The sequence below is a fragment of the Streptomyces sp. NPDC047841 genome, assembly GCF_040704085.1.
Classification (GTDB): Bacteria; Actinomycetota; Actinomycetes; order Streptomycetales; family Streptomycetaceae; genus Streptomyces; species Streptomyces argyrophylli.
Genome location: NZ_JBEYRP010000058.1, coordinates 1 through 22,096, shown reverse-complemented (window position 1 = coordinate 22,096; position 22,096 = coordinate 1). Strand labels below are relative to the sequence as shown.

The 22,096-nt window shown below is 70.4% G+C and carries 15 protein-coding genes and 2 pseudogenes; 8 read left to right on the top strand and 9 right to left on the bottom strand.

From position 1 onward, the window contains the following. Positions 1-630 precede the first annotated feature (630 nt). Both AB0947_RS41445 and AB0947_RS41440 read left to right on the top strand, forming a co-directional pair. Complete coding sequence (locus AB0947_RS41445) at positions 631-2,184, top strand: DEAD/DEAH box helicase family protein (RefSeq protein WP_366755547.1); 1,554 nt, start codon at positions 631-633, stop codon at positions 2,182-2,184. Beyond that, entirely contained in the window at positions 2,181-3,275 is a 1,095-nt protein-coding gene (locus AB0947_RS41440) for a helicase associated domain-containing protein (RefSeq protein WP_366755546.1), read from the top strand. The genes AB0947_RS41445 and AB0947_RS41440 overlap by 4 nt, the downstream gene beginning before the upstream one ends. A gap of 1,340 nt (positions 3,276-4,615) precedes the next feature. Here the strand turns inward: AB0947_RS41440 and AB0947_RS41435 are convergent. Beyond that, a complete protein-coding gene (locus AB0947_RS41435) occupies positions 4,616-4,876 on the bottom strand; it encodes a hypothetical protein (RefSeq protein WP_366755545.1) in 261 nt (86 codons plus the stop codon). 81 nt (positions 4,877-4,957) lie between these two features. Between AB0947_RS41435 and AB0947_RS41430 the strand changes: the two genes are divergently transcribed. Continuing rightward, positions 4,958-5,545 carry a TetR family transcriptional regulator gene (locus AB0947_RS41430; protein WP_366755544.1) on the top strand — a complete coding sequence of 196 codons (588 nt, stop codon included), beginning with the start codon at positions 4,958-4,960 and terminating at the stop codon, positions 5,543-5,545. Between the two features lie 1,973 nt (positions 5,546-7,518). On the opposite strand, the gene AB0947_RS41425 is transcribed toward AB0947_RS41430, so the two are convergent. Further along, positions 7,519-8,022: a transglycosylase SLT domain-containing protein gene (locus tag AB0947_RS41425; RefSeq protein ID WP_366755543.1), complete on the bottom strand. Its 504-nt coding sequence runs from the start codon at positions 8,020-8,022 to the stop codon at positions 7,519-7,521. A 790-nt stretch (positions 8,023-8,812) separates the two neighbouring features. Next, positions 8,813-9,187 (bottom strand): annotated as a pseudogene (locus tag AB0947_RS41420) (DUF11 domain-containing protein); the annotation flags it as partial. A 1,008-nt stretch (positions 9,188-10,195) separates the two neighbouring features. Between AB0947_RS41420 and AB0947_RS41415 the strand changes: the two are divergent. Genes AB0947_RS41415 through AB0947_RS41405 form a run of 3 tightly spaced genes read left to right on the top strand, consistent with a single transcriptional unit; the run spans position 10,196 to position 11,203 of the window. After that, positions 10,196-10,522 (top strand): PadR family transcriptional regulator, encoded by a 327-nt coding sequence (locus AB0947_RS41415; RefSeq protein WP_366755542.1) that lies wholly within the window; start codon positions 10,196-10,198, stop codon positions 10,520-10,522. After that, the gene (locus tag AB0947_RS41410) at positions 10,519-10,875 is read left to right on the top strand and encodes a DUF1048 domain-containing protein (RefSeq protein ID WP_366755541.1); all 357 of its coding nucleotides are present in this window, start codon (positions 10,519-10,521) and stop codon (positions 10,873-10,875) included. The genes AB0947_RS41415 and AB0947_RS41410 overlap by 4 nt, the downstream gene beginning before the upstream one ends. 1 nt (position 10,876) lies before the next feature. After that, positions 10,877-11,203 (top strand): DUF1048 domain-containing protein, encoded by a 327-nt coding sequence (locus tag AB0947_RS41405; protein ID WP_366755540.1) that lies wholly within the window; start codon positions 10,877-10,879, stop codon positions 11,201-11,203. 472 nt (positions 11,204-11,675) lie between these two features. Here the strand turns inward: AB0947_RS41405 and AB0947_RS41400 are convergent, their stop codons facing one another. The 6 genes and pseudogenes from AB0947_RS41400 to AB0947_RS41375 all read right to left on the bottom strand — a co-directional run bounded on the left by AB0947_RS41400 (position 11,676) and on the right by AB0947_RS41375 (position 20,601). After that, positions 11,676-12,227 (bottom strand): hypothetical protein, encoded by a 552-nt coding sequence (locus AB0947_RS41400; RefSeq protein ID WP_366755539.1) that lies wholly within the window; start codon positions 12,225-12,227, stop codon positions 11,676-11,678. Between the two features lie 264 nt (positions 12,228-12,491). Then, a complete protein-coding gene (locus tag AB0947_RS41395) occupies positions 12,492-13,067 on the bottom strand; it encodes a hypothetical protein (protein WP_366755538.1) in 576 nt (191 codons plus the stop codon). Between the two features lie 1,841 nt (positions 13,068-14,908). Beyond that, positions 14,909-15,406 carry a hypothetical protein gene (locus tag AB0947_RS41390; protein ID WP_366755537.1) on the bottom strand — a complete coding sequence of 166 codons (498 nt, stop codon included), beginning with the start codon at positions 15,404-15,406 and terminating at the stop codon, positions 14,909-14,911. Between the two features lie 684 nt (positions 15,407-16,090). Continuing rightward, entirely contained in the window at positions 16,091-19,711 is a 3,621-nt protein-coding gene (locus AB0947_RS41385; RefSeq protein ID WP_366755536.1) for a S8 family serine peptidase, read from the bottom strand. A gap of 367 nt (positions 19,712-20,078) precedes the next feature. After that, positions 20,079-20,297: pseudogene (locus tag AB0947_RS41380) on the bottom strand (substrate-binding domain-containing protein); the annotation flags it as partial. Positions 20,298-20,367: 70 nt separating this feature from the next. Next, complete coding sequence (locus AB0947_RS41375) at positions 20,368-20,601, bottom strand: hypothetical protein (RefSeq protein ID WP_366755535.1); 234 nt, start codon at positions 20,599-20,601, stop codon at positions 20,368-20,370. A gap of 95 nt (positions 20,602-20,696) precedes the next feature. Between AB0947_RS41375 and AB0947_RS41370 the strand changes: the two genes are divergently transcribed. Together AB0947_RS41370 and AB0947_RS41365 are read left to right on the top strand one after the other, a co-directional pair. Then, the gene (locus AB0947_RS41370) at positions 20,697-21,335 is read left to right on the top strand and encodes an HD domain-containing protein (RefSeq protein ID WP_366755534.1); all 639 of its coding nucleotides are present in this window, start codon (positions 20,697-20,699) and stop codon (positions 21,333-21,335) included. A gap of 168 nt (positions 21,336-21,503) precedes the next feature. Further along, positions 21,504-22,096, top strand: a 593-nt coding sequence (locus tag AB0947_RS41365) for an AraC family transcriptional regulator (protein ID WP_366755533.1), incomplete at its 3' end; no start/stop codon positions are given.

Here is a 22,096-nt window from a genome sequence, read left to right as displayed (position 1 = left end):
CGCAGGGCGCGGACCGGCAGCCGCCCGCCGAGTTCGACAACCTCTTCCGCGGTCCCGGGGGCGGCGACAGCCCGGCCGCGCGCGCTTCGCTCCGCGAAGGCGACGCGCCGCCGCTACGCGGCGGATTCCGCGCAAGCGCGGAATGAGCCCGGAACTCCGTTCCGGGACTCGACCGCTGACGCGGTCGAGAGGAATCCGGCTCCGCCGGATTCCCGCCCGGCGCCGGGCCGCTCCGCGCCCCGCCCCCGGGTGGACGGCGTGCGCTCCGCGCCCGCCTAGGGCAGCAGCAGTAGGGGAAGGGGCCAACGCCGGTTGTGGGCGAGCAGGCTGACGGAGCGTCACCCCGCTCGCCCCTGCCGGGGCCCGAACCCCCAATTCGGGGACCGGCAAGCAGGAGACTACTGCCCCGACACTTCGCACGACAACAGAACCGTCAATCTGACGAACCTTCCCCAACCGTCATGCGTCATGACGCAGCATCGGGATAGAGTCTGGGCTCAGCACGCACCCCCTCCCCCGGCTCCCCGTTCACCACATGCACAGGAAATACCGGTCCGTCAGTTCCACTTCTGTCACCGGAAAACCACCACTCATCACCTCTGAATAGCCGAACAGAAAGCGGATCTCTGCATGCCCCCCATTGAACTGCGACCACATCAAGCAGAAGCCGTTGACGCCGTGGTGAATCACCTTCAGGACCCGCCCGCGGGACGCATTCCCCCGGAGGGACTGCGGACACAGGTAATCGCCGCTACCGGATCGGGCAAGACGCTGATTTCCGTGGAATCCGCGCGGCGACTGTCCGCGCGGCGCGTCCTGGTCCTGGTCCCGACGCGGGACCTGCTGACCCAGATGGCCGGCGCATGGCGTCGGGGCGGCCGGCGGGGCGCGATGGTCGGGGTGTGCGACCTGCGGGCCGAGGAGTCCGACGGCATCCCGTGCACCACCGACCCCGATGAACTCCTCTCGTGGGTGCAGGACCTGGATCAGGTGACCGTGTTCGCGACCTATGCGGCGGTGGGTCTGGGCAAGATCCAGCGGGCGCACAAGGCAGGGTTGCCAGTGTGGGACCTCATGATCGTGGACGAGGCGCATAGGACAAGTGGGGATGGTCTGAAACCGTGGGCGGCGGTGCACCATCAGGCGCGGATTCCTGCGGTGCGGCGGCTCTACATGACCGCGACGCCGCGCGTGTGGGAGGCCGAGGGTGAGCAGCCTCGGTTGGTGGCGTCCATGGACGAGGACTCGACGGTGTTCGGGCGTGTGGCGTACGAGCTGAAGCTGTCGGAGGCGATCCGGCGGGGGATCGTGGCGCCGTATCAGGTGGTGTGCCTGGACATCCGGGACCCCGAGCTGTACGCCGCTCTGGCCGAGGAAGCGGGAGGCTCGGACCGGGTGCGCGGGGCGCGGCTCGCGGCGCTCCAGACCGGGCTGCTGACGGCTGCGGCGCGGGAGCGGCTGCGCAGGATCCTGACCTTTCACAGCCGGGTGTCGGAGGCGGAGGCGATGGCCCGGGGCGTTCCTTCGGTGGCGGCCCGGCTCGCCGAGGACGACCCGGAGACCTTCCCTGCGGCGGAGCGGGTCTGGGCCAACTGGCTGCACGGGGACCACGCCCCCGGATACCGGCGTGAGGTGCTGGCAGAATTCGCTTCCGATTTCACCGGTCGTGGCCGGTCGGATATTCCGGCAGCGGTGCGTGTTCTCAGCTCTGTGAAGGTGCTGGGGGAAGGCGTTGATACGGCACAGTGTGACGCGGTCGCTTTCTGCGATGCGCGGGGGTCCATCGTCGACATCGTGCAAATGGTCGGACGTGCCCTGCGTCTGAGTCCCGGAGAGGGGAAATTGGCGTCTTTGGTGGTGCCGGTATTCCTCGGTCCGGATGAGGGTGTCGATGACCTTTTGACGTCGGATGCGTACGGGACCCTGGCGAAGGTGCTCGGGGCGCTCCGGGCGCACGACGCGGACACGATCGAGGCTCTTGCCGATCCACGGCAGCGCAGCGGACGCCGGGCCGGTGAAGAGGACTCCCAAGTTCTGCTGTCGGAGGCGGTGTCGGCGGGGACGACGCGGGCCAGGGCCAGGACGGTGAGGACCAGGGGCAGGATCAGGGCGCCGAGGGCCAGGACGAGGACGGTCACGACGAGGACGGGGACGGTGAGGGCGCCGGGGATGACGTGTGGGTGAGCCAGGCAGCGGCGGGCTTGCTGCGGTTCAGCAGCCCGCGCGATCCGGCGTTGGTGGCGCAGTTCGTGCGCCTGCGGGTGATCGACCCTGAGAAGACGTACTGGCGGCGCGGGATCGCGGCGGCCACCCGGTGGCGGCGGGAGAACGGCGGCGGGCAACTGCGGGTGCCGTACGACTACGTGATGGGCGAGAACAAGACCGAGGCCGAGGCTGAGAGTGGGGGCGAGGGGGAGAGCGGGGGCGGGTCGGCCGGCGCGGTCGCCGGGTTCCCGCTGGGGCGGTGGCTGGCCGACCAGCGTCGCTACTACAACGCGGGGACCCTGGAAGCCTCCCGCGTCAAGCAGCTCGAAGCGCTGGGCATGGTGTGGTCCCACTACGACGTCGCCTGGGAGGAAGGACTTACGGTCGCCCGGTCATGGGCCGCCGCACACTCGCACTTCCTCCCGCCGGTCCAGGCCGTGGGAGACGGCGGCTACCCCATCGGGGTATGGGCCAAGAACAGGCGAGCGGAGGCCCGCAGGACCTGGGAGAACGCCGAACGGCGCGCCGTCGGGGAAACCGTGCCCGTGGCCGCTGGGGAGCTACCGGAGAGCCGTCTGGCGGCGTTGGAGGCCATCGACCCGGGATGGTGCCCACTCGGGTGGGACGTGGCCTGGCAGCGCTGCTTCACCCTCGCCCGCACCCACGTCCGGGCCGGGGGCGCGCTCCTGGAGGTGGCCGGTGGACTCGTCGTGCAGGGCGAGGATCTCGGGGCGTGGGCCGTCGCGCAGCGGCAGGGGTGGGACAAGCTGTCCCCCGCGCAGCAGTGGCTCCTGGGCAGCACGCTCGGGCTGGAACCCGCCGGCTCCGGAGCGCGGCCGGCCAAGCTCACCGCAGACGGCAAGTGGGCGCTCAACCTCCGCGCGGCCCGGCAGTACCACGACCGTGAAGGGCACCTGCGCCCCGCGCGGAAGCACATCGAACGCCTGGACATCGACGGTCAAGCGGTCGACATCAAGCTCGGCACGTTCCTGGACAACACCCGCCGCCGGGCCGACAAACTCACCCCCGAACGACGCGCCGAACTCGACCAACTCGGCATGCGCTGGTAACCCAACCGGACACAGCAGGCGGCGGGCGCTCGCTGTCCCGCCACCCCTTCGTCCTCTTACACAGCCGTGACCCTACCCACGAACCCCCCGAAAACTGCGATGATCGAGACCACGGACCACCCCACGCCGGGCGAGGCCGCGCTCGCTCTGATCACCACGGCCGCGCTGGACGAAGCCGCCCGCAACGACCCCGCCGCAGACAGCCCGCCTCGGCCAACTGGGAGATCTACGACTGCCTGACCGCCGTGCTGGAGACCTGGCACACCGGCGGCACGCTGCGCGAGGACTCCCTGCGGCTCACCGAACACCTCGCGGCAGAGCTGTGCGCCTGCCTCTTCCAGCGATTCGGCCGCGACCCGGACCGGTTCGGCAGCTGGCTGTGCGACTTCGGCGACCAGATCGCCCGCACCCAGCAGCACGCACACCCCGCCGGCCCCACCGCGATCGAGATCCTGTCGGCCATCGCCGACGACCTCACCCCCAGCCGGAGAGGCCCGCCGGGACGGAACGGGAACGGCTCACCCGCCTCGCCGTGCCCTACCTGGGATACCCACGCCCCGGTCACGAGGTGGAAGACGCACGGGAGATCGCCGTCACGTTCACTCTGTGGGCAGGCCCGCAACTCGCCGCGCTGCTCGACCACGACTACAAGCGGATCAACGCCTACACCAGCGCCCGGAGCTGATCGGCGCGACACGCCACCCATGCGCTGCGCGGCAGAGTCGGCGCGATAGCGGTCGAGGCGGAACGGCTTCAGCTGAGGAGCGCGACCGGCAGGGGCCCGGCACCCGGCAGGCAGGTCGCCCCCCTCCCGTGCGATACCCGCCCGGGCGGGGAAGCATCGGGACGCCACGACGGCCGCGCGGGAGCAGGAACGGGTGACACCGTCGGACCGGCTGGTCGGCTGGAGGGTTCCGGGCCCGGGGGGCCAGACACCGCGTCGTGGGCGTCCAGACGCCGGCGCGGGTGGGGGATGGCGGTACCCGCTGTGTCATCCGAGGTGAAACCCCGGGGAAGGGGAATTCGTGTCGATCCCCTCACCGGACTCCACCCCGTCGCTGCCGCCTGTAAGACTGTTCGCGCAGGCCGCCGGACGAGCCCTGGAGTACGTGCACCGCCGTGGTCGGACCACAGGGCGCACCGTCGGTGGACGTGTCCCTGCACCCGGGTTTCGAACACAGCTTCCGCGGGTCGCAGGCGCGGGGAAGGCTTGTGGAGGCTTTGGGGGCGGATCCGGGCTTCGGCCTGGGCGGCGAGGGGTTCTTCCGCAATGGCGTCGCTGATGCTGCTGGTACCGCTTGCGTCGGACGGGAATTGGCTCTGGTGGGGTGTCTGGCTCGTCAGGTGGAAGCGTGCTGGTGGCAGCGTAGGTACCGGTTCCTGCCGGGCCGGGGCGGCCTCCCCGCGGACACCGACTGCACTGCGCTGGGCCACAGCGACAGCCCCGCTCCCACCTCGCCGAAGGTGACGGCGCGCGCCAGTACCTTCACCTGCCAGCCGCTCCGGACGAGCGCGAGAGCGGCGGCCAGGGGGCCGATCCCGCCACCGACCACGATCGCGGAGCGTTCCCCGGCATGGTCGCCGTGTCCTGCCTTGCCCATCAGAACCCCCCTCTACATCTGTAGTGGACGTCGGTCACTCTACACTTGTAGAGGTAGGGGTCGGCGCAGGGGAGGAAACCGGTGACTTACGCCACGTCGCGGCGGGAGTGGCTCGCCGACGCGGCGATCAGCACTCTGGCTCACTCCGGCATGCGCGGGCTCACCCATCGAGCCGTCGACCAAGCGGCCGGAGTGCCGGCAGGTTCGTGCTCGTACTACTTCCGCACCCGTCAGGAGCTCCTGCGCGCTGCTGTCGAGCGATTGGCCGAACTGGACATCACCGAGATCGACGAGCGCCCCGCCCTCACCGGGCCTGCGAGCATCGAGGAGATCGCCGAGGCCACGGCGAACCTCGTCGAGCGCTGGTGCACCGCTGGACGTGAACGCATGCTCGCCCGCTACGAGCTTGCCCTGGAAGCGCCCCGTCGTCCCGAGCTTCGTGAGGCCCTGCACACCGCGGGCAGTCGCCACCGTGCGGTGGCGGAGACCATGCTTGCCGCAGCGGGCGCAACCGCCCCGGCAGCACACGCCAACGCGTTCGTGGCCTGCCTGGACGGGATTCTCTTCAACCAGCTGACCGCGGCAGCCCCACATCGGCTCAGCCCCGAGCAGTTGCGCCAAAGTCTCCTCAACGTGATCCACGCCTGCGCCGGACCCCAGCGTCCCTGATCCCCGGTGTTCAGCGGGCGGCCCACAGCGCGCCGCGATGGCGCGAATCGTGGGATGGACGTCGTTGACGCCATCCCGGCCGGCGGCACCCTCCCCGAGGCGCCGGTGAACTCGTCGTCCAGGGCGAAGATTTCGGGGCGTGGACGGCATCGCAGCGGCAGGGGTGGGACAAGCTCTCCTTCGCGCAGCAGTGGCTGCTCGGCAGCACGCTCGGCCTGGAGCCCGCCGGCCCCGGGGCCCGGCCCGTCACGCTCACCGCAGGCGACAAGTGGGCGCTCAACCTGCGCGCGGCCCGGCAGTTCCATGACCGCGAGGGACATCTGCGCCCCGCGCGGAAGCACATCGAGCGCGTGGACATCGACGGCGAGGCGGTCGACATCAAGCTGGGAACGTTGCTGGACAACAGCCGGCGGCGGCCCGACAAGCTAAGCGAGGAACGGTGGGGGGAGCTGGACCAGCTCAACGGTGGGGGGAGCTGGACCAGCTCGGGATGCGCTGGTAACCCGACCGGGCACCGAAGGGGTGACGGGCAGCGGTGACTGGGCACGCCAGTTGCCGCTGTGCACTTCACCTGGCCACATCTGCGCTGAGAGCCAGTAGTACACGGGATTCGTCTCGCGCTGCTGCAAACCACTCAGCCGGGGAAAAGCTCCGGACATCCCGTCGTCCGGGGCGGAGCGGTGTCGGTGGGGAATCCGCAGTGTGTGGGACCGGTTTCGCACGCGTGAGCGTCGACGCCGTGTGTGGGCGGTCTTGGCTCGTTATGTCGTGGTGTGAATGATCTGGGGGGCATCAGGCGGACGTTTTCTGGGCTCGCGGGGAAGTTCGTGGCGTGCGTCGGGGGGGCAGACGCCGTGGCGATTGCGTGAGCCGGCCCCAGGGTCAGCTTGCGCGACAGCCCGGAGGAGAGAATGTGGCGAAACGTCGTGAGGTCCTTGTGGCGGCTGCCCTTCGTGTTGGCCGCGGGACGGGCAGGCAGCGCTCCGGCTCAGGCGAGCGATGCCCGTGCCGCCGCCTCTGCTTACAGGCTCTTCGGTGAGGGGACCGGCGACTGGGCAAAGCACTTCCCGTTCGCGCCGGACCTCTACCTCGACCGGAACTACGCGTCCGTCTACGAAAGGTGGAACGTCCAGGGGTCCGGCGACGGGTATTCCATCAAGAACACCGGCACGGCTTGTGGGCCATGGACCAGGACGGACAGGTGCTCGGCGCCTCGGAGTTCAACACCGACAACGCGGTCTGGTCGATCGACCGGGCAGCGATGGGGTCTTCACCATCACCAAGCGGGGTCAGGACTTGGTGTGACCGAGGCCGAGCACCACGTCAAGCTGAAGCCCGCCGGCGGTTCGCCGGAGCAGCTCTGGAAGTTCGAACAGGCCGTCGGCTGACGCCTGTCGCCCGGGGGCGGTCTGGGGGCCCGGCCCCGAGCACGTCCGCCCGGGGGCGGGTCTGGGGGCCCGGCCCCGGGCACGTCGGGCAGAGCGGACGCGGCAGCGCCGGCGAAGCGGGCGACGACTTGTGACCCTCGGTGTCCGCAGTCCCGCAACGTCAGGGCGGCCGGGCCCGGGGTGTGCCCATCCGGCCGCCCTGCTGTCGCGGGGGTTAGGGATGTTCAGGTCGGAGCCGGGCAGGTCCGAGGTGGTGGCGCGGACGGTGGCCGTGCCCTTGGTGTCAGCGGTGAACTTCCAGTCAGCGGTGCCGTCCGGACCGGTGGTGGCCTGCCCGTGCCCGCTGGGCTCGCCGTGGGTGCCCGCTTCGGCGAGTGCGACCGTGACTCCGGGAATCCGGGCGCCGGAGAGCTGGGCGGTGACCGTGACAGTAACCGTTACCTTCGTCCCGGCCGGGGCCTGGGCCGCCTTCGGTGTGACGGCCGGCTACGAGGTTCCCGGCGATCCGGGCACGCCCGAGGGCGGGGGCTGCCGGAGATGCTGTACGCGGAACTCAATCCGGAGGGGTGACGAACGCCGGGTGGCTCAGTACGCGGAGTTGACGTTGTCGATGGAGCCGTAGCGGTGGGCGGCGTAGTTGGCGGCGGCGGTGATGTTGGCGACCGGGTCGGTGGAGCTGTTGGCGGTGCCGGCGACGTGGAATGCCTTGAACGTGGGGTCGATGACCTGGAGCAGGCCCTTGGAGGGGATGCCGTTCTTGGCGTTGACGTCGTAGTTGTTCTGGGCGTTGGGGTTGCCGCTGGACTCGCGCATGATGTTGCGGTGCAGGCCCTCGTAGGTGCCCGGGATGCCCTTGGCCTTCATGATGGCCAGGGACTGCTTGATCCAGCCGTCGAGGTTGTTCGCGGCACCCTTGGCACCGGCGGGGGCCTTGGAGGCGATGGCGGGGGCGGCCTTGGGGGCCTCGGCGGCGTGGGCGGTGGCCGGCGTCAGCGTCAGGGCCGCGGCCGCGGCGCCGGTGGTGACCAGGCCGGTGACGGCCAGGTTGCGCAGACGGGCGAGGCGGGACGCAGCGGTGATCGCGGTCATGGGGGGTCTCCTACGGGACGTCTTTGAGGCGCCGGCCGGATCGTCCGGTCGCGGCCTGTCGGGCGTCGGGGCGAGGCCCCGCACGGCGCGGCGAGCAAGGGCGGTCCCGGCGATCCCGCCCGGCCCGGCCCGCTGCTTGCGGCGACGAGAAACATGGTTAGCGACCGTGAGAACGGGAAGCAAGACTGTGACCTACTACCCAAGGGCGTAGAAATAGCCCCAATTCGGTCATTCCGTGGCTTTCTGGCGCGTCAGACGCTGTGCGGCTCTACGATCCCGCTTAGGACGTGACCTGCCTCTCGTGGGTGGCGTCACGCGGAGAGCCGGAAAAATCAGGCCTCCGGCCGGGCTTGCTCCACCCGGAAGAGGACAGCGTGCAGCCCGGACACGCGTACACGTGACCGGTCCAGTCCTCTCCAGGGGCGACTGCGGGACGCTGATGCGGGCCCGGCGGGCCCGCCGGCAGGGCCCGCGTACTTCCCGGCCCCGGCCGGCGAACCGAGCGCCGTCGTGGCGGGCGGAGCGGTCCACTCCCGGGCAGGCCAGAGGCTGCTTGCCGCAGGCGCCGACGGTGCCGCAGGCACCGCCGGCCAGCCACTCGTACACGGCCACACCAACCGGGACAGCCCGCGCCGCACAGCGGGGTCGGGCAGGGTGATTTTGTCCGGCCCCGCTGTCGTCGGGTCAGCTGCAGTCGAGCGTCTCCTGCCGAAAAGCCGGCTGGGGCAGGGCGGCGCCGTCCTGGCGGGCGGGTCGTCGGTGGCAGCCCGTCCGGCACGAGCCTGAGGGCTTATTTATCGGTGGAGCAGGGGTCGCAGCAGGAGGGGGCCGGTTCGATGCAGATGGTGACGGTGTCGGTGTTGTCGGTGGTGCCGGGGTCCTTTTCGCTGCCGGTGGCGGTGGCGGTGTTGCCGGTCTGGCCGGCCTTGGTGGCCTTGGTGGCCTTGGCCCGCAGTACGAGGGTGGTGGCGGCGCCGTCGGCCAGGTCGCCCACGGCCCACTGCCCGGCGGCCGGGTCGTGGCCTGCGGGGCCTTCGGCGGACAGGAAGGCGAGGCCGTCGGGAAGCGGGTCGGTGACGGTGACGCCGGTGGCGTCGTTCGGGCCGGCGTTGAAGACGGTGATGCGGTAGGTGACCGTCTGGCAGTGCGCCCCGGCCGTCGGCGAGCGCGTCGACGCAGTCGTGGATCACGGGGTGCGTTAACCGTTCGGCGTCCAGCATCCGCCTCTCCCTTTTTTCGGCCGTGCCGGTGGGCTGCGAGGCTGCCGGCATCGCAGGTGCTCGCGGGCGCGCGGATGCCCAAGACCGGTGGGATGTTCCCCTGGGACGGAAAGCAATCGTCAGCCAGGGCCCCGCGCCTTGGGAGGGCAGCACGTTTCCAGGCGGCGCGGCCCGAGGCTGCGACGGGCTGTGGTTGCTCCGCCTGTCTTGACCTGGCGGTGGGCGAAGACGATGTGCCGTGTCCGCAGTACGGCCGCCGGGGCGAGACGCGCCAGGGCTGGAAGGGCTTGAAGGGCTTGAAGGGCATGGTGCCGGCCGTCACCCGCCAGTGCGGCGGTGGTGAAAGGGCCATGCCTGCCTTGCCGGTGAGCCGGTCGGGTATCCGGCCACGGCCGTCAGCGCCTCGGTGCCGTCGTGCGGACGTCGAGGCTCTCCGCTGATCCTTATAAGGACGTGGCCCGTGCCGGTCGCAGCAGGACGCCGTCGGAGGCTGGTCGGTGCCGCCGCCCGCGGCTGCGGCGGGCGTGGCTTCGGGCCAGAGTCCTGGGGGCCGCAGCTGCTGGGGGCGGCAGCTGCTGGGGGCGGCAGCTGCCGGGGGTGCAGGTCGTCGCGTATGCGCAGGTAGCGGACGGGGTGGCGGTAGCGGGCCTCGTCCACCGCGGTGTCCCCGGCGAACTCGGCCACGGCGTCGGGCGCGACCGGCCGGTGGCCGATCGCCTCGCGGGTGCCCCACCCGGCGAATTCTCTGTCCGGTGCAGCATGGTGACCTGCAAGAGGCCACCCGTCAGCTCAACCGATGACCGCCGCTGCGGTGTCCGACAGAATCCGGTTGGTCGCTGAACGGGTCGGCCCGGGATTGTGTCCACCGGAGACGTCGCCGTTCCACTACTCGGTGATACCGTATAGTGGTACTCGGTATCACGTAGTACCGGCAAGGTTGAGGAGCGCCCGCGATGGACGACCTGACGGAGATGCTGAAGGGCACGCTCGAGGGGTGCGTGCTGGAAATCATCGGCAGCGAGGAAACCTACGGGTACGCCATCACCCGCCGGCTGAACGAGCTCGGCTTCGCCGACGTCATCGAGGGGACGGTGTACACGATCTTGCTGCGGCTGGAGAGGAACGGGCTCGTCCAGGTGACGAAACGGCCGTCCGGGGTCGGTCCGCCGCGCAAGTTCTACACGCTCAACGAGGCCGGACGCGACGAACGCGCGAAGTTCTGGGCGAAATGGCAGTACCTCTCATCGCGCATCGACAAGCTCAGGGAGGGCGGGAGATGAACTTCTGGGAGAAGGTCACAGGCAGCGATCTCACCAGGCAATGGAAGGCGTTCGAAGCCCGGGCCGAGGACCTGCCGGACGACTACCGGGCGGCGTGGGGACGGATCGTCGCCCACCTCTTTCCGTACGGGGACTTCACCGGCCGCAGCCTGACGCCGGTCCTGGACTCCGCCCTGGGGCTGCTCGAAGTGTCGGCGGCGGACGGGCAGAGCGTCCACGAGGTGCTCGGTGACGACGTGAGGGGCTTCTGTGCGGCGCTGGCCGGCGGAGCAGGGGCCCGGACTTATCGCGACCGGTGGCGCGAGCAGCTGAACAGGAACGTCGCAAGGAAATTGAGCCGGCTGGGAGGCTGACGTGAGCATCCAGGACATCATCGAGGGCAAGAAACAGTGGCGGGCGCACGTGGCCCGGGTCAAGGCACTCCCGCCCGACTACCAGATCGTCTACAAGGAGATGCAGAAGTACCTGTTCAAGGTCGGACCGGTCAGCCTGTCCGACGGGTCCCTCCTCCCCGCAGTCGTCGACTTCTTCGAGGGGGGCGTCGCCGAGGGCAAGGCAGTTTTGGAACTCATCGGCACCGACGTCGCCGCGTTCTGCGACGACCTGATCAAGGACGTGCCCACCTACGCGGATGCCTACCAGGAATCCCTCAGCGGGGAATGCGGCGCGGCCGGGAAGTGACAGCCGTGTTCTTCCGCGCCGTTCTGGGACCGTTGCGTGTGCCGGGGGAACAACGGGGGTTCTCCAGGGCGTCCGGCCCGAACGGCATGAGCACGGCCGGCACCGGCAGGAGCAGAGCCATCACGACCATGACGCCTCCCGGTGGAGCACTGATCACGGGAACGCGGTGGCGGTGACTTCTCATCGAGGTCGGTCCGAACGGGACAACGGCGCTCGTCGGGGCGACGCGAGAGCGTGTAGGCCGTTCGGGTGGCATGTGGCCCGCGTGAGGTCCTCGTCATCGGATCGAAGGTCCCACAGCACGGGGCCTGCGTGAGAGGACCAGGCGGGCGACCCTGACGGCGCGGGACGCAATCCGGTTCTGTGCCTCCAGCGGGGCCCGGCTGCCGCGGAGCGCGGCGGCCGGCGGCGGTACGGCGACGCCATGCGCCGGGCCCAGGCGTACCGGGGTCCGGCGAGCCCGCGAGGCGGATCACGGCCCTGGGAATGCTGCCGGCCGAAGCGGAGCGGACCGGCGAGACGGCGAGGCCGGCCGGTCCGCTTGATCCCGGTCAGCGCGGTGTGAGCCCTGCAGCACGCGTGCGCCTGCCCTGCCGCCCGCCGGGGCGGGACGGAACCTGTGACTGAAGTCCAGGGCGATGTCCAGGGCCAGGAAGTTCCGTCCGCTGCCGGTGCGAGCGCGCAGCAGGATGCGCAGCTCGGCCACCGGAACCGCTTCGGGGAGCTGGAGGTTCCATGTCTGCTGCCACGGTCCGGCAGCCGGCCTGAGGTCACCCGAGAGTCGTGCGCCCAGGCTCCCGAGCAGGTCACGCAGTGCGTAGTTCCTCTCGAGCATCTTCACCGGCCCGTACTTCATGATCACGTTGCAGGTGACCCGGGACAGGTCGACGGGCTCTTTGAGGCGGCCGTTCATCTCCCAGCAGACCCGGTGCCCCAGCCAGGGCAGCGCCGGGGTCAGCCTGACGGCGAGGCCGTCCAGGACGTAGGTGTCGTCGCTGACGTCTTCCACCAGGCGGATGCTCATCTCACTCCTCACCCGTTCGCGAGCCGGGAAAGCGCCCGGCAGACAGCCGCAGGTAGCGGACTGAGAACACACCGGCGGACACAAAACCGCAGGCAAAACGGCCAGGGAAGACAAAGGGGCGGCCGCACGGACACCGGCTGCCGCTCCCCCGGCATCCCAAACCGGCACAGCCGCAGGGACGTGACCGCCACGCACATGGGCCAAAATGGGACCCCGGCCCGATTCCGGCGGGCCGGGGCTCCACAGTGAGCGGTCGGCCGCGGCCTAGTACTCGTCGTGGTGACGCTTGACCACACGGAAGCTGGCCACCACACCGTCCTCGATGTCGATGCCCTCGGTGCAGCCCGGCTCCACGCCGTAGCTGGAGCTGTGCGGACCGACGGTGGCGATGGGAGCACCGTTGTCACACACGGCCCCGCGGAAGACCTCCACAGCCTTGCGGCTCTCGTTGCGGACGTTCAGCGTCTTCGCGCCCAGACCGCTCACCACGGTGATGCAGTCACCGGGACGCGCGGAGTAGGACCGCTCGTTGACCTGGATACGGCCCTCTTCCTCGCCCCGCCCCTCGTTGTCCTCGTCCCTGTCGTTGTTGCCCCGGCCCTTTTCGCCCCGGCCCTCGTTGTCCTTGCCGTAGTTGCCCCGGTCCTCGTTGCCCTTGCTGTTGTTGCCCTCGTTGCCCTTGCCGTTGCCGTTGCCGTTGCCGCCGGTCACGGCGGCAACGGCGGCCGGGGCCTCCTGGGCCACCGAAGCGGAAGCGGCCGAGGCATAGGTGATGCCGGTCGCGGCCAGAGCGGCGGCAGCCGACACAGCGGCGGTGACCACGGTCGTACGGAGCTTCATCTCACGATCTCCTGTCGCACAGAGAGACGCCGACCCGTCGGCCGGCTCACGAACGAACTTACTCATAACCGGCACGACGGGCATATCGGAGATCAGGGATCCAGCTCCGAACAGGGTATTCTCGGGCCTTTCACCCTCAGCTGACAGCACATCACATGGGCCACCAAAAAAGCAGATTGACATATTATTAGGCTTTCCAGGTGACATCCTGACACCTCCTCACCCCCGACACCACGGCGCGTCGCTGCGGACCCAACGAACCCCGCCGTGCTAGACGAGGCCACACCCGAGCCTGCCGACACGCCCCACAACCCGGCAGCAGAACGCAGAACACCCCGGACACACCCCGCCTCCGCCACCATGCACAGACGGACGAACCAGGACAGCAGCCGAAGCCCTCCAGCCACCCGCACACACGACACCCCCGCCCGCAGACACGCCGCGGCCAGCCGCCCGGCACATCTCCGGATCCATGAACCGGCACCCGGCACCCGGATCCGACGCCAGGCCGCCCCCCCCCAGCGACAACAGCGGCCCAGCAAGGACCGACAGCACCCAGCCACACACCCTGAACGTCTTCGGCCACCCCCGCCGACCCGCCCCCCACAACCCGGAGGAAGAACAGCCTCCCAGCCAGACCCCCCTCACGACATGGCGCAGACACCCGCAGGAGCCCCCCCACCACCACCCAACCCGAACAGCCCCAGCAACCACCCGGGCCCGGCCGACGGCACGCACTCCAGCCCACGGCGCAACAGCCCACCACACGGCCGACAGACCCCTGCGGGCACCACGCGGACCAGCAGGTCCGGCCCGAAGCGCGCAAGGCCGGACAGCGGACGGCGATGGCCGCCGAACCCGCCGGAAGCGACCGCGAGGAACCGGCAGGACAGCACAGGCACGGACCCGGGCGCGGCGGCCGCCCGAGGGACCGCACAGACGGCAACGCAACGACACACAAGCCCAACCCAGCCGGACGGAACACCCCAGACCGGCACACCACGACGACCCACACACGACCCGACAAAGAACACGACACACCACCACAGACAGGAACACACCAACACAGCCACACAGACACGAACCCACCAGACCACCACAGAACGACACGGAACAGCGCGGAGCGGCGCGGACGAGAGGCGACGCGGCGGAGGACACAGCGGCCGACGCGGCGGCGGGCGCAACGGGCCCGGCGCGGCACGGACGGCCGCGCGACACGAGCACAACGGACCGGACACGGCCGCAAGACACAACACGGCAAACGACCCGACCCCCGACACGACAGACAGACAGACAGACAGGCGGCGGACGCCACCCGGAACGAACGGACAGCGGTCAAGTACCACACCGACGACACGGCCGGACAGGCGAGGGGCGGCACGCGGAACGGACGGACAGCCGTCAAGTACCGCACGGACAACACGGCCGGCACGGACGGACACGGCCGGGCCGCCACGAAGCCACGCAGCCCGGCTGCAAGCCTCCGGACGGCCAGGGACCGGCGCGGCGCAGTGGGCGGGACGGCGGACCGTCGACGGGCGGCCGCAGGCCGGGCGCAGGCGGCCAGGGGCGCGGGCGGGGCCACCGGCCGAACGGCGAGAGGCGGCCTCCGAGCACGGCGCCGCATGGCCGCAGCAGGCGGGAGTGCGGGGCGGGAGCGCGCGGTACGGACGGGCGTCGCCGGGCACCGGCACAGCGAGCGGACTGGGAGCGCGGGCCGGAGCGAGACGGCGCCCGGCGAGGCCGGGTCCTTCCGCCTCCGGGCCACCGAGGCCGTGCGGCGGGCCCAAGCGGCTCCGTGACCGACGCCTCCGCCGGTGGCACGGCAGCGATGGTGCATCCTAGTAGTCGGTGAGATCCGCGATCACGTCACAGTGCGGATCACCGGAAGACCGATGAAGATGCTCGTTCGCCAGGAACGCCGAGGACACCAGAGAGCCGAGCAAGCCGGGCCCTGTGTGGCTGATCAGCACGTCCACACCATAGGTGCGGTCCCGCTCAAGTGAACGGAAATACAGGCGCATAAGGTCGTCGCCCGTGATGACCGCGCCGATGAACAGCGGCTTCCACGACACATGCGTGGTGACGAAGGAGCGGACGAGATCGAGCAGACGGCCCGTGGCCTTCTGCTCGATGTCTGGTTCGGGAGAATTCACATCTTGGCCCATGCCGACCGGCATCGTAACGGCCGTCCGTGGTTTTGCGCGTGTACTGCACGACCACCGTTGCGCGGGCACCCGACAGCAGCGAAGCAGCGAACACGTCATGGCGGCAGTGAGCGTCATGATCTTCTTCATGCAGGCGAGCACATCATCAACTGCCCGGTAGATGACAGGCACCTATCAGAAAAAATGCCCACCGAGCAGTGCGTCGGGTCCTGTTGGCCAGCAGCCTGTCAGGGGCGCGGACCAGCAGGACCCGCCCACGCATATGGCGAGCCGACGGGAGCGGGAACGGCGCCGGACGGGCGGCGGCTTCGGTGAGGGTAGGGCGCCGTGCGTAGCCTGGACGCGTCGGCGCGCTGCTCCAGGCGCTCGCGCTGCTCCGGCGAGATGTGCGGCGGGGCCGGGTGGACCATCGGAACCATTGTGCTTCGACGGGTTCGCCGCCCTCCACTCTCGCCGTCTCCCTCGCCTGCGGGGGCGCTCGCGCGGCCCACGTCCCGACAGGCGCTCTGGCGACTTCGCCCGCCGCCCCGGGGCCTCGAAGGATGCGAACCGCCGGCGCCCCGGGGTTGTCGACCTCTGGCCTTCGGGCCAGCGGCGCCGTTGTCTGCGGGCAGGGGCGCGCCCCCCGATTCACTTGTTCACCGTTGTGCGGGTTCCTGAATGTGCTGAGGCACGGCAGACCTGGCTGGGGCGTTAATGGAGCACCGCGCCCCGCCCTTCCCGGCCAGGCGCGGCGCCCCGCGTGTTCGGTTTTCGGAAAACGAGGGTACCGGCCCGGTCAGGGCCGGGCTCCCTCATCGCGTTCCGCGGGTGCCCCACGCCGGGGGACGTAGGGCACCGGCCGTGGCGTGGGGGTCAGCGGAGGCCGAGGGCACGGGTGACGGTCTGGGTGACGCCGTCGCCGTTGCGCTGCTTGGCAGTGACGCGGAAGGACACGTAGTCGGCCCGGGAGGGGGCGTGCAGCAGAGTCTGCCAGGTGTCCTTGTTTCGCTTCAGGTCCTGCTGGTGCCAGGTCACTCCGTCGTCGTAGGAGATGTCGAGGCGGACCGTGGTGACGGTGTCGTCGGTGGCGGTGCTGCCGAGGACGACGGGCTGGACGGAGAACAGCGAGGTGCGCTTGGCGCGCCCGGCGAGGTCCACGTCCGTGCCGTAGTCGAGCTGGACGAGTGGGAGGGCCTGGTCGTCGGCGGTGCCGGAGTGGAAAGTCCACTCGGTGTGGGTGGTCCTGGAGTACGGCAGGAGGTCGCTGTCGGACCGGGTGTCGGCGACGAGCCGGTACGGAAGTGTCTGCGACGGCAGGTCGCCCACGCCGAAGTCCGGGCGGGCTCCGTTCCGTACCAGCAGGGTGTCCCCCTGGTAGAGCGCGAAGCTGCGTGTCATGAGGTTGGTGTCGCCGCTGTGGGCGGATCCTCCGTCGCCGAAGCCCGCGAGCGTGCCGCCTATGGCGTTGCCGACGCGGTGCGGCACCTCGAAACCGACCATGCGTGGCCGGACGACGGGTCCGAACCAGTGCTCGTCGTGGACGCTGCCGGGCTGGTAGCCGACGACGTCGGTGAAGGTCGACCAGCCCTCGATGGCCGCGTACTGCTGCCACTTGACGCCGTTCCCGGTGGACACCCAGTCGGTGCGGTGGCCCGCGGCGACCGGCTCGCGCGGGAAGGGCGGCACGCGTGTCATGCCGAACCCTGCGTAGGGGTAGGCGGCCGGCCAGTACTCGTACGGCGGGCTGTCCTCGCGGCTCTCCGTGACCTGCTTGCCGGCCGGCGGGGCGAAGGTGTTGTCGATGCGCGCGAGATGGCCGGGATCGGTCTTCGCGGACGGGTCGTCCGGCACGCCTCCCTGGTGGTAATCGGCCAGGTCGTACAGGTAGGCGGGCGAGGGGTGTGCCTGGACGGACAGCTTCAGCCGGTTGCGGCTCGCGTCGTGGATGCTGCTGATCAGATCCTCGCCCTCGTCCTGGGTGAGCGAGGTGACGGGGAGTTGTCCGGCCGTCCTGCCGTCCGGGTCGCCGTACCAGTCGAGTCCGCGGCCGTCGCCGTCGTTGACGACGAGGAGCATCGCCGCGCCCGCGGTGTGTGCCGCGGCGGCCTGGTCGGTGGCGGTCACCTCGGCGCTGTGCCGGACGACGACGGCCTTGCCGCGGGCGTCGACGTTGGCGTACTCGGCGGTCGTGCCGGTGCCGGCGAAGACGGCGTCGACGTGGGTGGTGCCGTCCGGGAAGGGGTGGCTTCCGGGTTGTGTCAGCAGGGTGTCGTCGAGGGTGTGCCCGCCGCGGTAGGTGATCTTCAGGGGGGTTTGCTTGGCGCGGATGCGGGTGGTGAAGACGAAGCTGCCCTTCTTCACCCGTCCCTTGGTGGGCAGCGCCCACAGGCTGTCGTAGGCGGGCGAGGGCATGAGGATCTCGTGCAGGGCCTGTCCGTCGCTGGGTGACGGGGTGTGCGAGGTGAAGGAGCGGAACAGGTCGATCCTGCTGGTGGTGACGGATGTGGGCTTGGGGGTGTCCACCTTGATCCGGCGGATGCGTGAGGCGTCGAGGACGACGTCCTGGTCGCCGGACAGGTCGAGTTCGGGGTCGGTCAGTACGGCGTAGCCGAGGGAGTGGGGGCCGTGGCGTCCCTCGACGTCCAGGGTGGAGACGATCGTGTACGAGCCGGGGGCCAGGCGGGTGGCGAGCGTTCCGTTCGGCACCCACATGATGGTGGTCCGTCCGTCCGCGCCGGTGATCTCGACATCGTTGTCTACGGGCTTGCCGTGCCGGTCCTTGAGGTGGACCGTCAGGTCGTACTTCTCGGACTCGACGGACATCCCCACGACCGTGTGGACGGCACCCGTCGCGGAGCGGGCGACGACCTGTGCGCCGTACTGTCCCGGCGCCAGCCCCTTCGGGTCGGCGAGGAGACCGACCGTGGAGGTGCCGTGGGCCGGCACGGTGACGTGGGAGGCGGCCGGTGTGAACACTCCGGCGGGCGAGGTGCCGGGGTCGACGGAGAGGGCGAGCGTGACGGCGTGGTCGGTGGTGTTGCGGTAGGTGAGGTGCCGCTCGACCGGCGCGTGCCGGTGGTCCGCCGACCAGCGGACGAGTCCGGCGTCCACCGAGCCGCTGGCGATGATGTGGTCGTTCAGGTAGGCGGCGGCGACGTCGACACGGCCGGCGCCTGCCTGGTAGGGGCTGTAGGCGGGGGTCGGCGCGCTGGTGCTCATCAGCGCGTTCTTGATGTCCGCACCGGTCCACTGCGGGTGTTTCTGGGCGAGCAGGACGGCCGCGCCGGCGACGTGCGGGGCTGCCATGGAGGTGCCGCTGTCGGTGCGGTAGTAGCCCTCACCGCCTTGCGAGTACTGCGACCGCGCGGCCAGTACGTCGACGCCGGGTGCGGTGATGTCGGGCTTGAGGCCGTCGTCGTTCTGCCGCGGCCCGGTGCTGGAGAACCCGGCGAGCTGGTCGGAGGCGTCGACCGCGCCGACAGTGAGGGCGGCGTCGGCGGTACCCGGTGAGCTCACGCTGTAGGGGTTGTTGCCGGTGTTGCCCGCGGCGATCACGAAGAGGGCCCCGGTCTCCGCGCTGAGCTGGTTGACCGCCTGGCTCAGGGGGTCGTCCTGGGTGTGCCAGACCGGTGTGCCCAGGCTCATGTTGATCACCTTGGCGTGCTCGGTGCGGGCCGCCCACTCCATGCCCGCGATGATCTGTGACATCGCGCCGGAGCCGGAGTTGTCGAGCACCTTGCCGACGAGCAGGTCGGCATCGGGGGCGACACCTCGTTCCTTGCCACCGGACGCGGCGCCGGTTCCGGCGACGGTGGAGGCGGTGTGGGTGCCGTGGCCGTTGCGGTCGATGACGTCCTCGCCCGGGACGAAGCTCCGGGTACCGATGATGTGCGGGGCGAGGTCGGGGTGGGTGGTGTCGACGCCGGAGTCCAGTACGGCGACCCGCACCCCGGCGCCGGTGCCGCCGGCGGACCAGGCCCGGGGGGCGCCGATCTGCGCAGTGGTGTCGGCCAGGTCGGCGTGAGCCTTGGCGTCGAGCCACACCTTGCCGACGCCGGCGGTGAACGACGGGGTGGTGGTGCCGTCGGCGGACCGCTGGGCGTTGGAGTTCGCGGTGGCGGTGAGGGCCGTCCAGAAGGCGGCGGCCTTCCTGTGCTGGGTGTGGACGGCCTGCGCCCGGATGGCGGGGAGCTGCGCGGTGGTCCGGGCGCCCGGCAGGTCGGTGCCGTTGCCGGTCCTGGCCGTGGCGGTGCCCTGCGCGCGGGTCATGATCAGGGGCAGGGCGCTGATGTGTGCGTCGTCGTAGCCCTGGGCGATCAGCTGGGTGACGTTGAAGAGCTGCCGGTCGAGTCTGCCGGTCGCGATATAGGCCATGGCTTCGTCCGGGTACACATACGTGTCACCGTTCTCCACGGTGACCCGCACCGAGCCGGCGGCTCCCGGTGGGCGCTGGACGCCTTGCACCGACACGGCGTTGCCCGGTCCCCGGGTCACCGTGACCTGGTCGCCGGTGATCAGCGTGATGGTGAGGGGCGCGCCATGCGGCTTGCTGTGTTCCGTCGGGGAGACGGCGGCAGTGGCTGGGGGATCGGCGCCGTGGGCTGCGGTCGGAACACCGAGGGCGGCAACGAGCAGCGCAGCGGCTGATGTTGTACATATTCGAGAAAAAGGGACGGGCACATGTCCTCCATGATCGTGATCGCTCGAATCCGACCATCCTCCGACAGACATGTAAAGCACTTGGATAGCTGGTGTTAACACGGCACGGGTTGATCCGGGGGTGTGGCCTGGGCGGGGCCGGGGTTTGTTCGGTCATCCGCACACGCGTGGGAGCGTGTCATGCCCGGCGAGCCGAGTGCGGTCACGTCTTAGTAATCTCCAGGTGGTGCGGGACGGCGGTGTCCTGCGGCGGCACCGCCGAAGCCGGGCTGTATATGCGGTCGGCGAGACACTGCGGCACGCGCTCTGCGATCTGCCGCTTGTCCGGCACGACCGTCGTCAGGGCCGGGTTGGCGTAGCCGGCGTCGTCGATGCCGTCGAAACCCATGACCGCCAGATCCTCCGGGACGCGCGGACCCCGGAAGCGAGGACGTTGCCCTGGCCGGCCGCGGCCATCGCGGTGACGTCCAGGACGATGTGCATGTCATCGCTCACCGTGCGGCCGCCCGGGCCGGGCGGCGGTCGAGCTCGCTGTCGAGGTCCTGTTCCTCGGCCGCGGCGGGCGCGTAGCCGTTCCACTTCTCCAGCGCCGCCCGGGCCTGCTCGGCCGGGGTGAGCAGGGTCTCGGCGAGCCGGACCTCATGGCGGGCCCGACCAGGGCGGCCCGGCTGCGGCCGGTCGGCCGGCGCCGCCCGCCGACGTGTGTCCGGATCCGTGGGACACACGTCTGCTCGGACACTTCTCGCCACGGCATCGATCAGAGAGCGTGGAGGTGAGTCGAAAGCGACAGAAATTTCGACCTTCCCCTTTTGGAGACACAGTGCCCGAAACGATCGCCGGGATCACGGTCCCGGACACCGCCCTGGTCCGCGAGGCCACCGAGCTGGTGCGCCTGGCCGCCGACGACACGCTGTTCCACCACTCCCGCCGCGTGTTCCTCTGGGGCATGCTCAAGAGCGCCGCCCGGAACCTGGAGGTGGACCCCGAGCTCGCCTACGTCGGCGGCCTCTTCCACGACCTCGGGCTGACGGACGACTACCGCACGAAGGACCGCCGCTTCGAGCTCGACGGGGCCGAGGCGGCGTACGCCTTCCTGCGCGACCACGGCCGAAGCGAGGAGGAGGCGCGCAACGTCTGGTTGGCGATCGCGCTCCACACCACGCCGGAGGTTCCCCTCCACCTCGCTCCGGAGGTCTCCGTGGTGACGCTCGGCGTCGAGACCGACGTCCTGGGTCTGGAGCTGGAGCAGATCACCCCGGATCAGCGTGCGGAGGTCACGGCCGCCCACCCGCGACCGGATTTCAAGAACCGCATCCTCCAGGCCTTCTACGAGGGCATGGCCGACCGGCCCGACACCACCTTCGGCACCATGAACGACGACGTCCTCGCGCACTTCGACCCCGGCTTCCAGCGCAAGGACTTCGTGCGGATCATCCAGACGAACGCGTGGCCCGAGTGATCTGATCCTCGCCCCGAGTGACCTGACGCCTTCGCCCGGCAGCCTCTGGCCGGGCCGAGCCGGTCTCCGCCGCCGCACCGCCGGGCCGAGCCGGCCCACCGGGCCGGGGAAGTCCGCCCTCCCGGACGGATGTCCTGGTGTTGACCAAGGAAAGGAGCCGTCAACCGCATGGCCGTCCACCGTGTTGCCTTCCTCGTGTTCGACGGTGTGAAGATGCTCGACGTCTCGGGCCCCGCGGAGGTGTTCGCCGAGGCCAACACCCTCGGTGCCCGCTACTCGCTGTGTTACACGTCGCCGTCCGGCAAGCCGGTACGCACCTCGATCGGCACGCGTCTGCCCGTGGACTCGGCCGCAGCGGACCTCGACGTCGACACCCTCGTCGTCCCGGGCGGGGATCTCCTCGTCACCGAGCCGATCCCGGCCGATCTGACCGAGGCCGTGCGGCACCCGCGTGCTCGCGACCGCAGGCTCGTGTCCATCTGCACCGGCTCGTTCGTCCTCGCCGCCGCGGGCCTGCTCTCGGGGCACCGCGCGACCACGCACTGGCGCCACGCCCAGCTGCTCGCACGCGCCTACCCGGACGTGCACGTCGAGCCCGATTCCCTCTTCGTCGAGGATCGTGGCATCTTCACCTCGGCCGGTGTCACCGCCGGTATCGACCTTGCCCTCTGCCTGGTCGAGCGTGACCACGGTGCGGATCTGGCCCGCGAGGTCGCGCGCAGTCTGGTGGTGTTCATGCAGCGCCCGGGAGGACAGTCCCA

Coding starts and splice junctions, on each gene's coding strand:
- AB0947_RS41445 (WP_366755547.1), top strand. CDS start 631: ATGCCCCCCATTGAACTGCGACCACATCAAGCAGAAGCCGTTGACGCC.
- AB0947_RS41435 (WP_366755545.1), bottom strand. CDS start 4,876: ATGGGCAAGGCAGGACACGGCGACCATGCCGGGGAACGCTCCGCGATC.
- AB0947_RS41425 (WP_366755543.1), bottom strand. CDS start 8,022: ATGACCGCGATCACCGCTGCGTCCCGCCTCGCCCGTCTGCGCAACCTG.
- AB0947_RS41415 (WP_366755542.1), top strand. CDS start 10,196: ATGGACGACCTGACGGAGATGCTGAAGGGCACGCTCGAGGGGTGCGTG.
- AB0947_RS41410 (WP_366755541.1), top strand. CDS start 10,519: ATGAACTTCTGGGAGAAGGTCACAGGCAGCGATCTCACCAGGCAATGG.
- AB0947_RS41400 (WP_366755539.1), bottom strand. CDS start 12,227: ATGAGCATCCGCCTGGTGGAAGACGTCAGCGACGACACCTACGTCCTG.
- AB0947_RS41395 (WP_366755538.1), bottom strand. CDS start 13,067: ATGAAGCTCCGTACGACCGTGGTCACCGCCGCTGTGTCGGCTGCCGCC.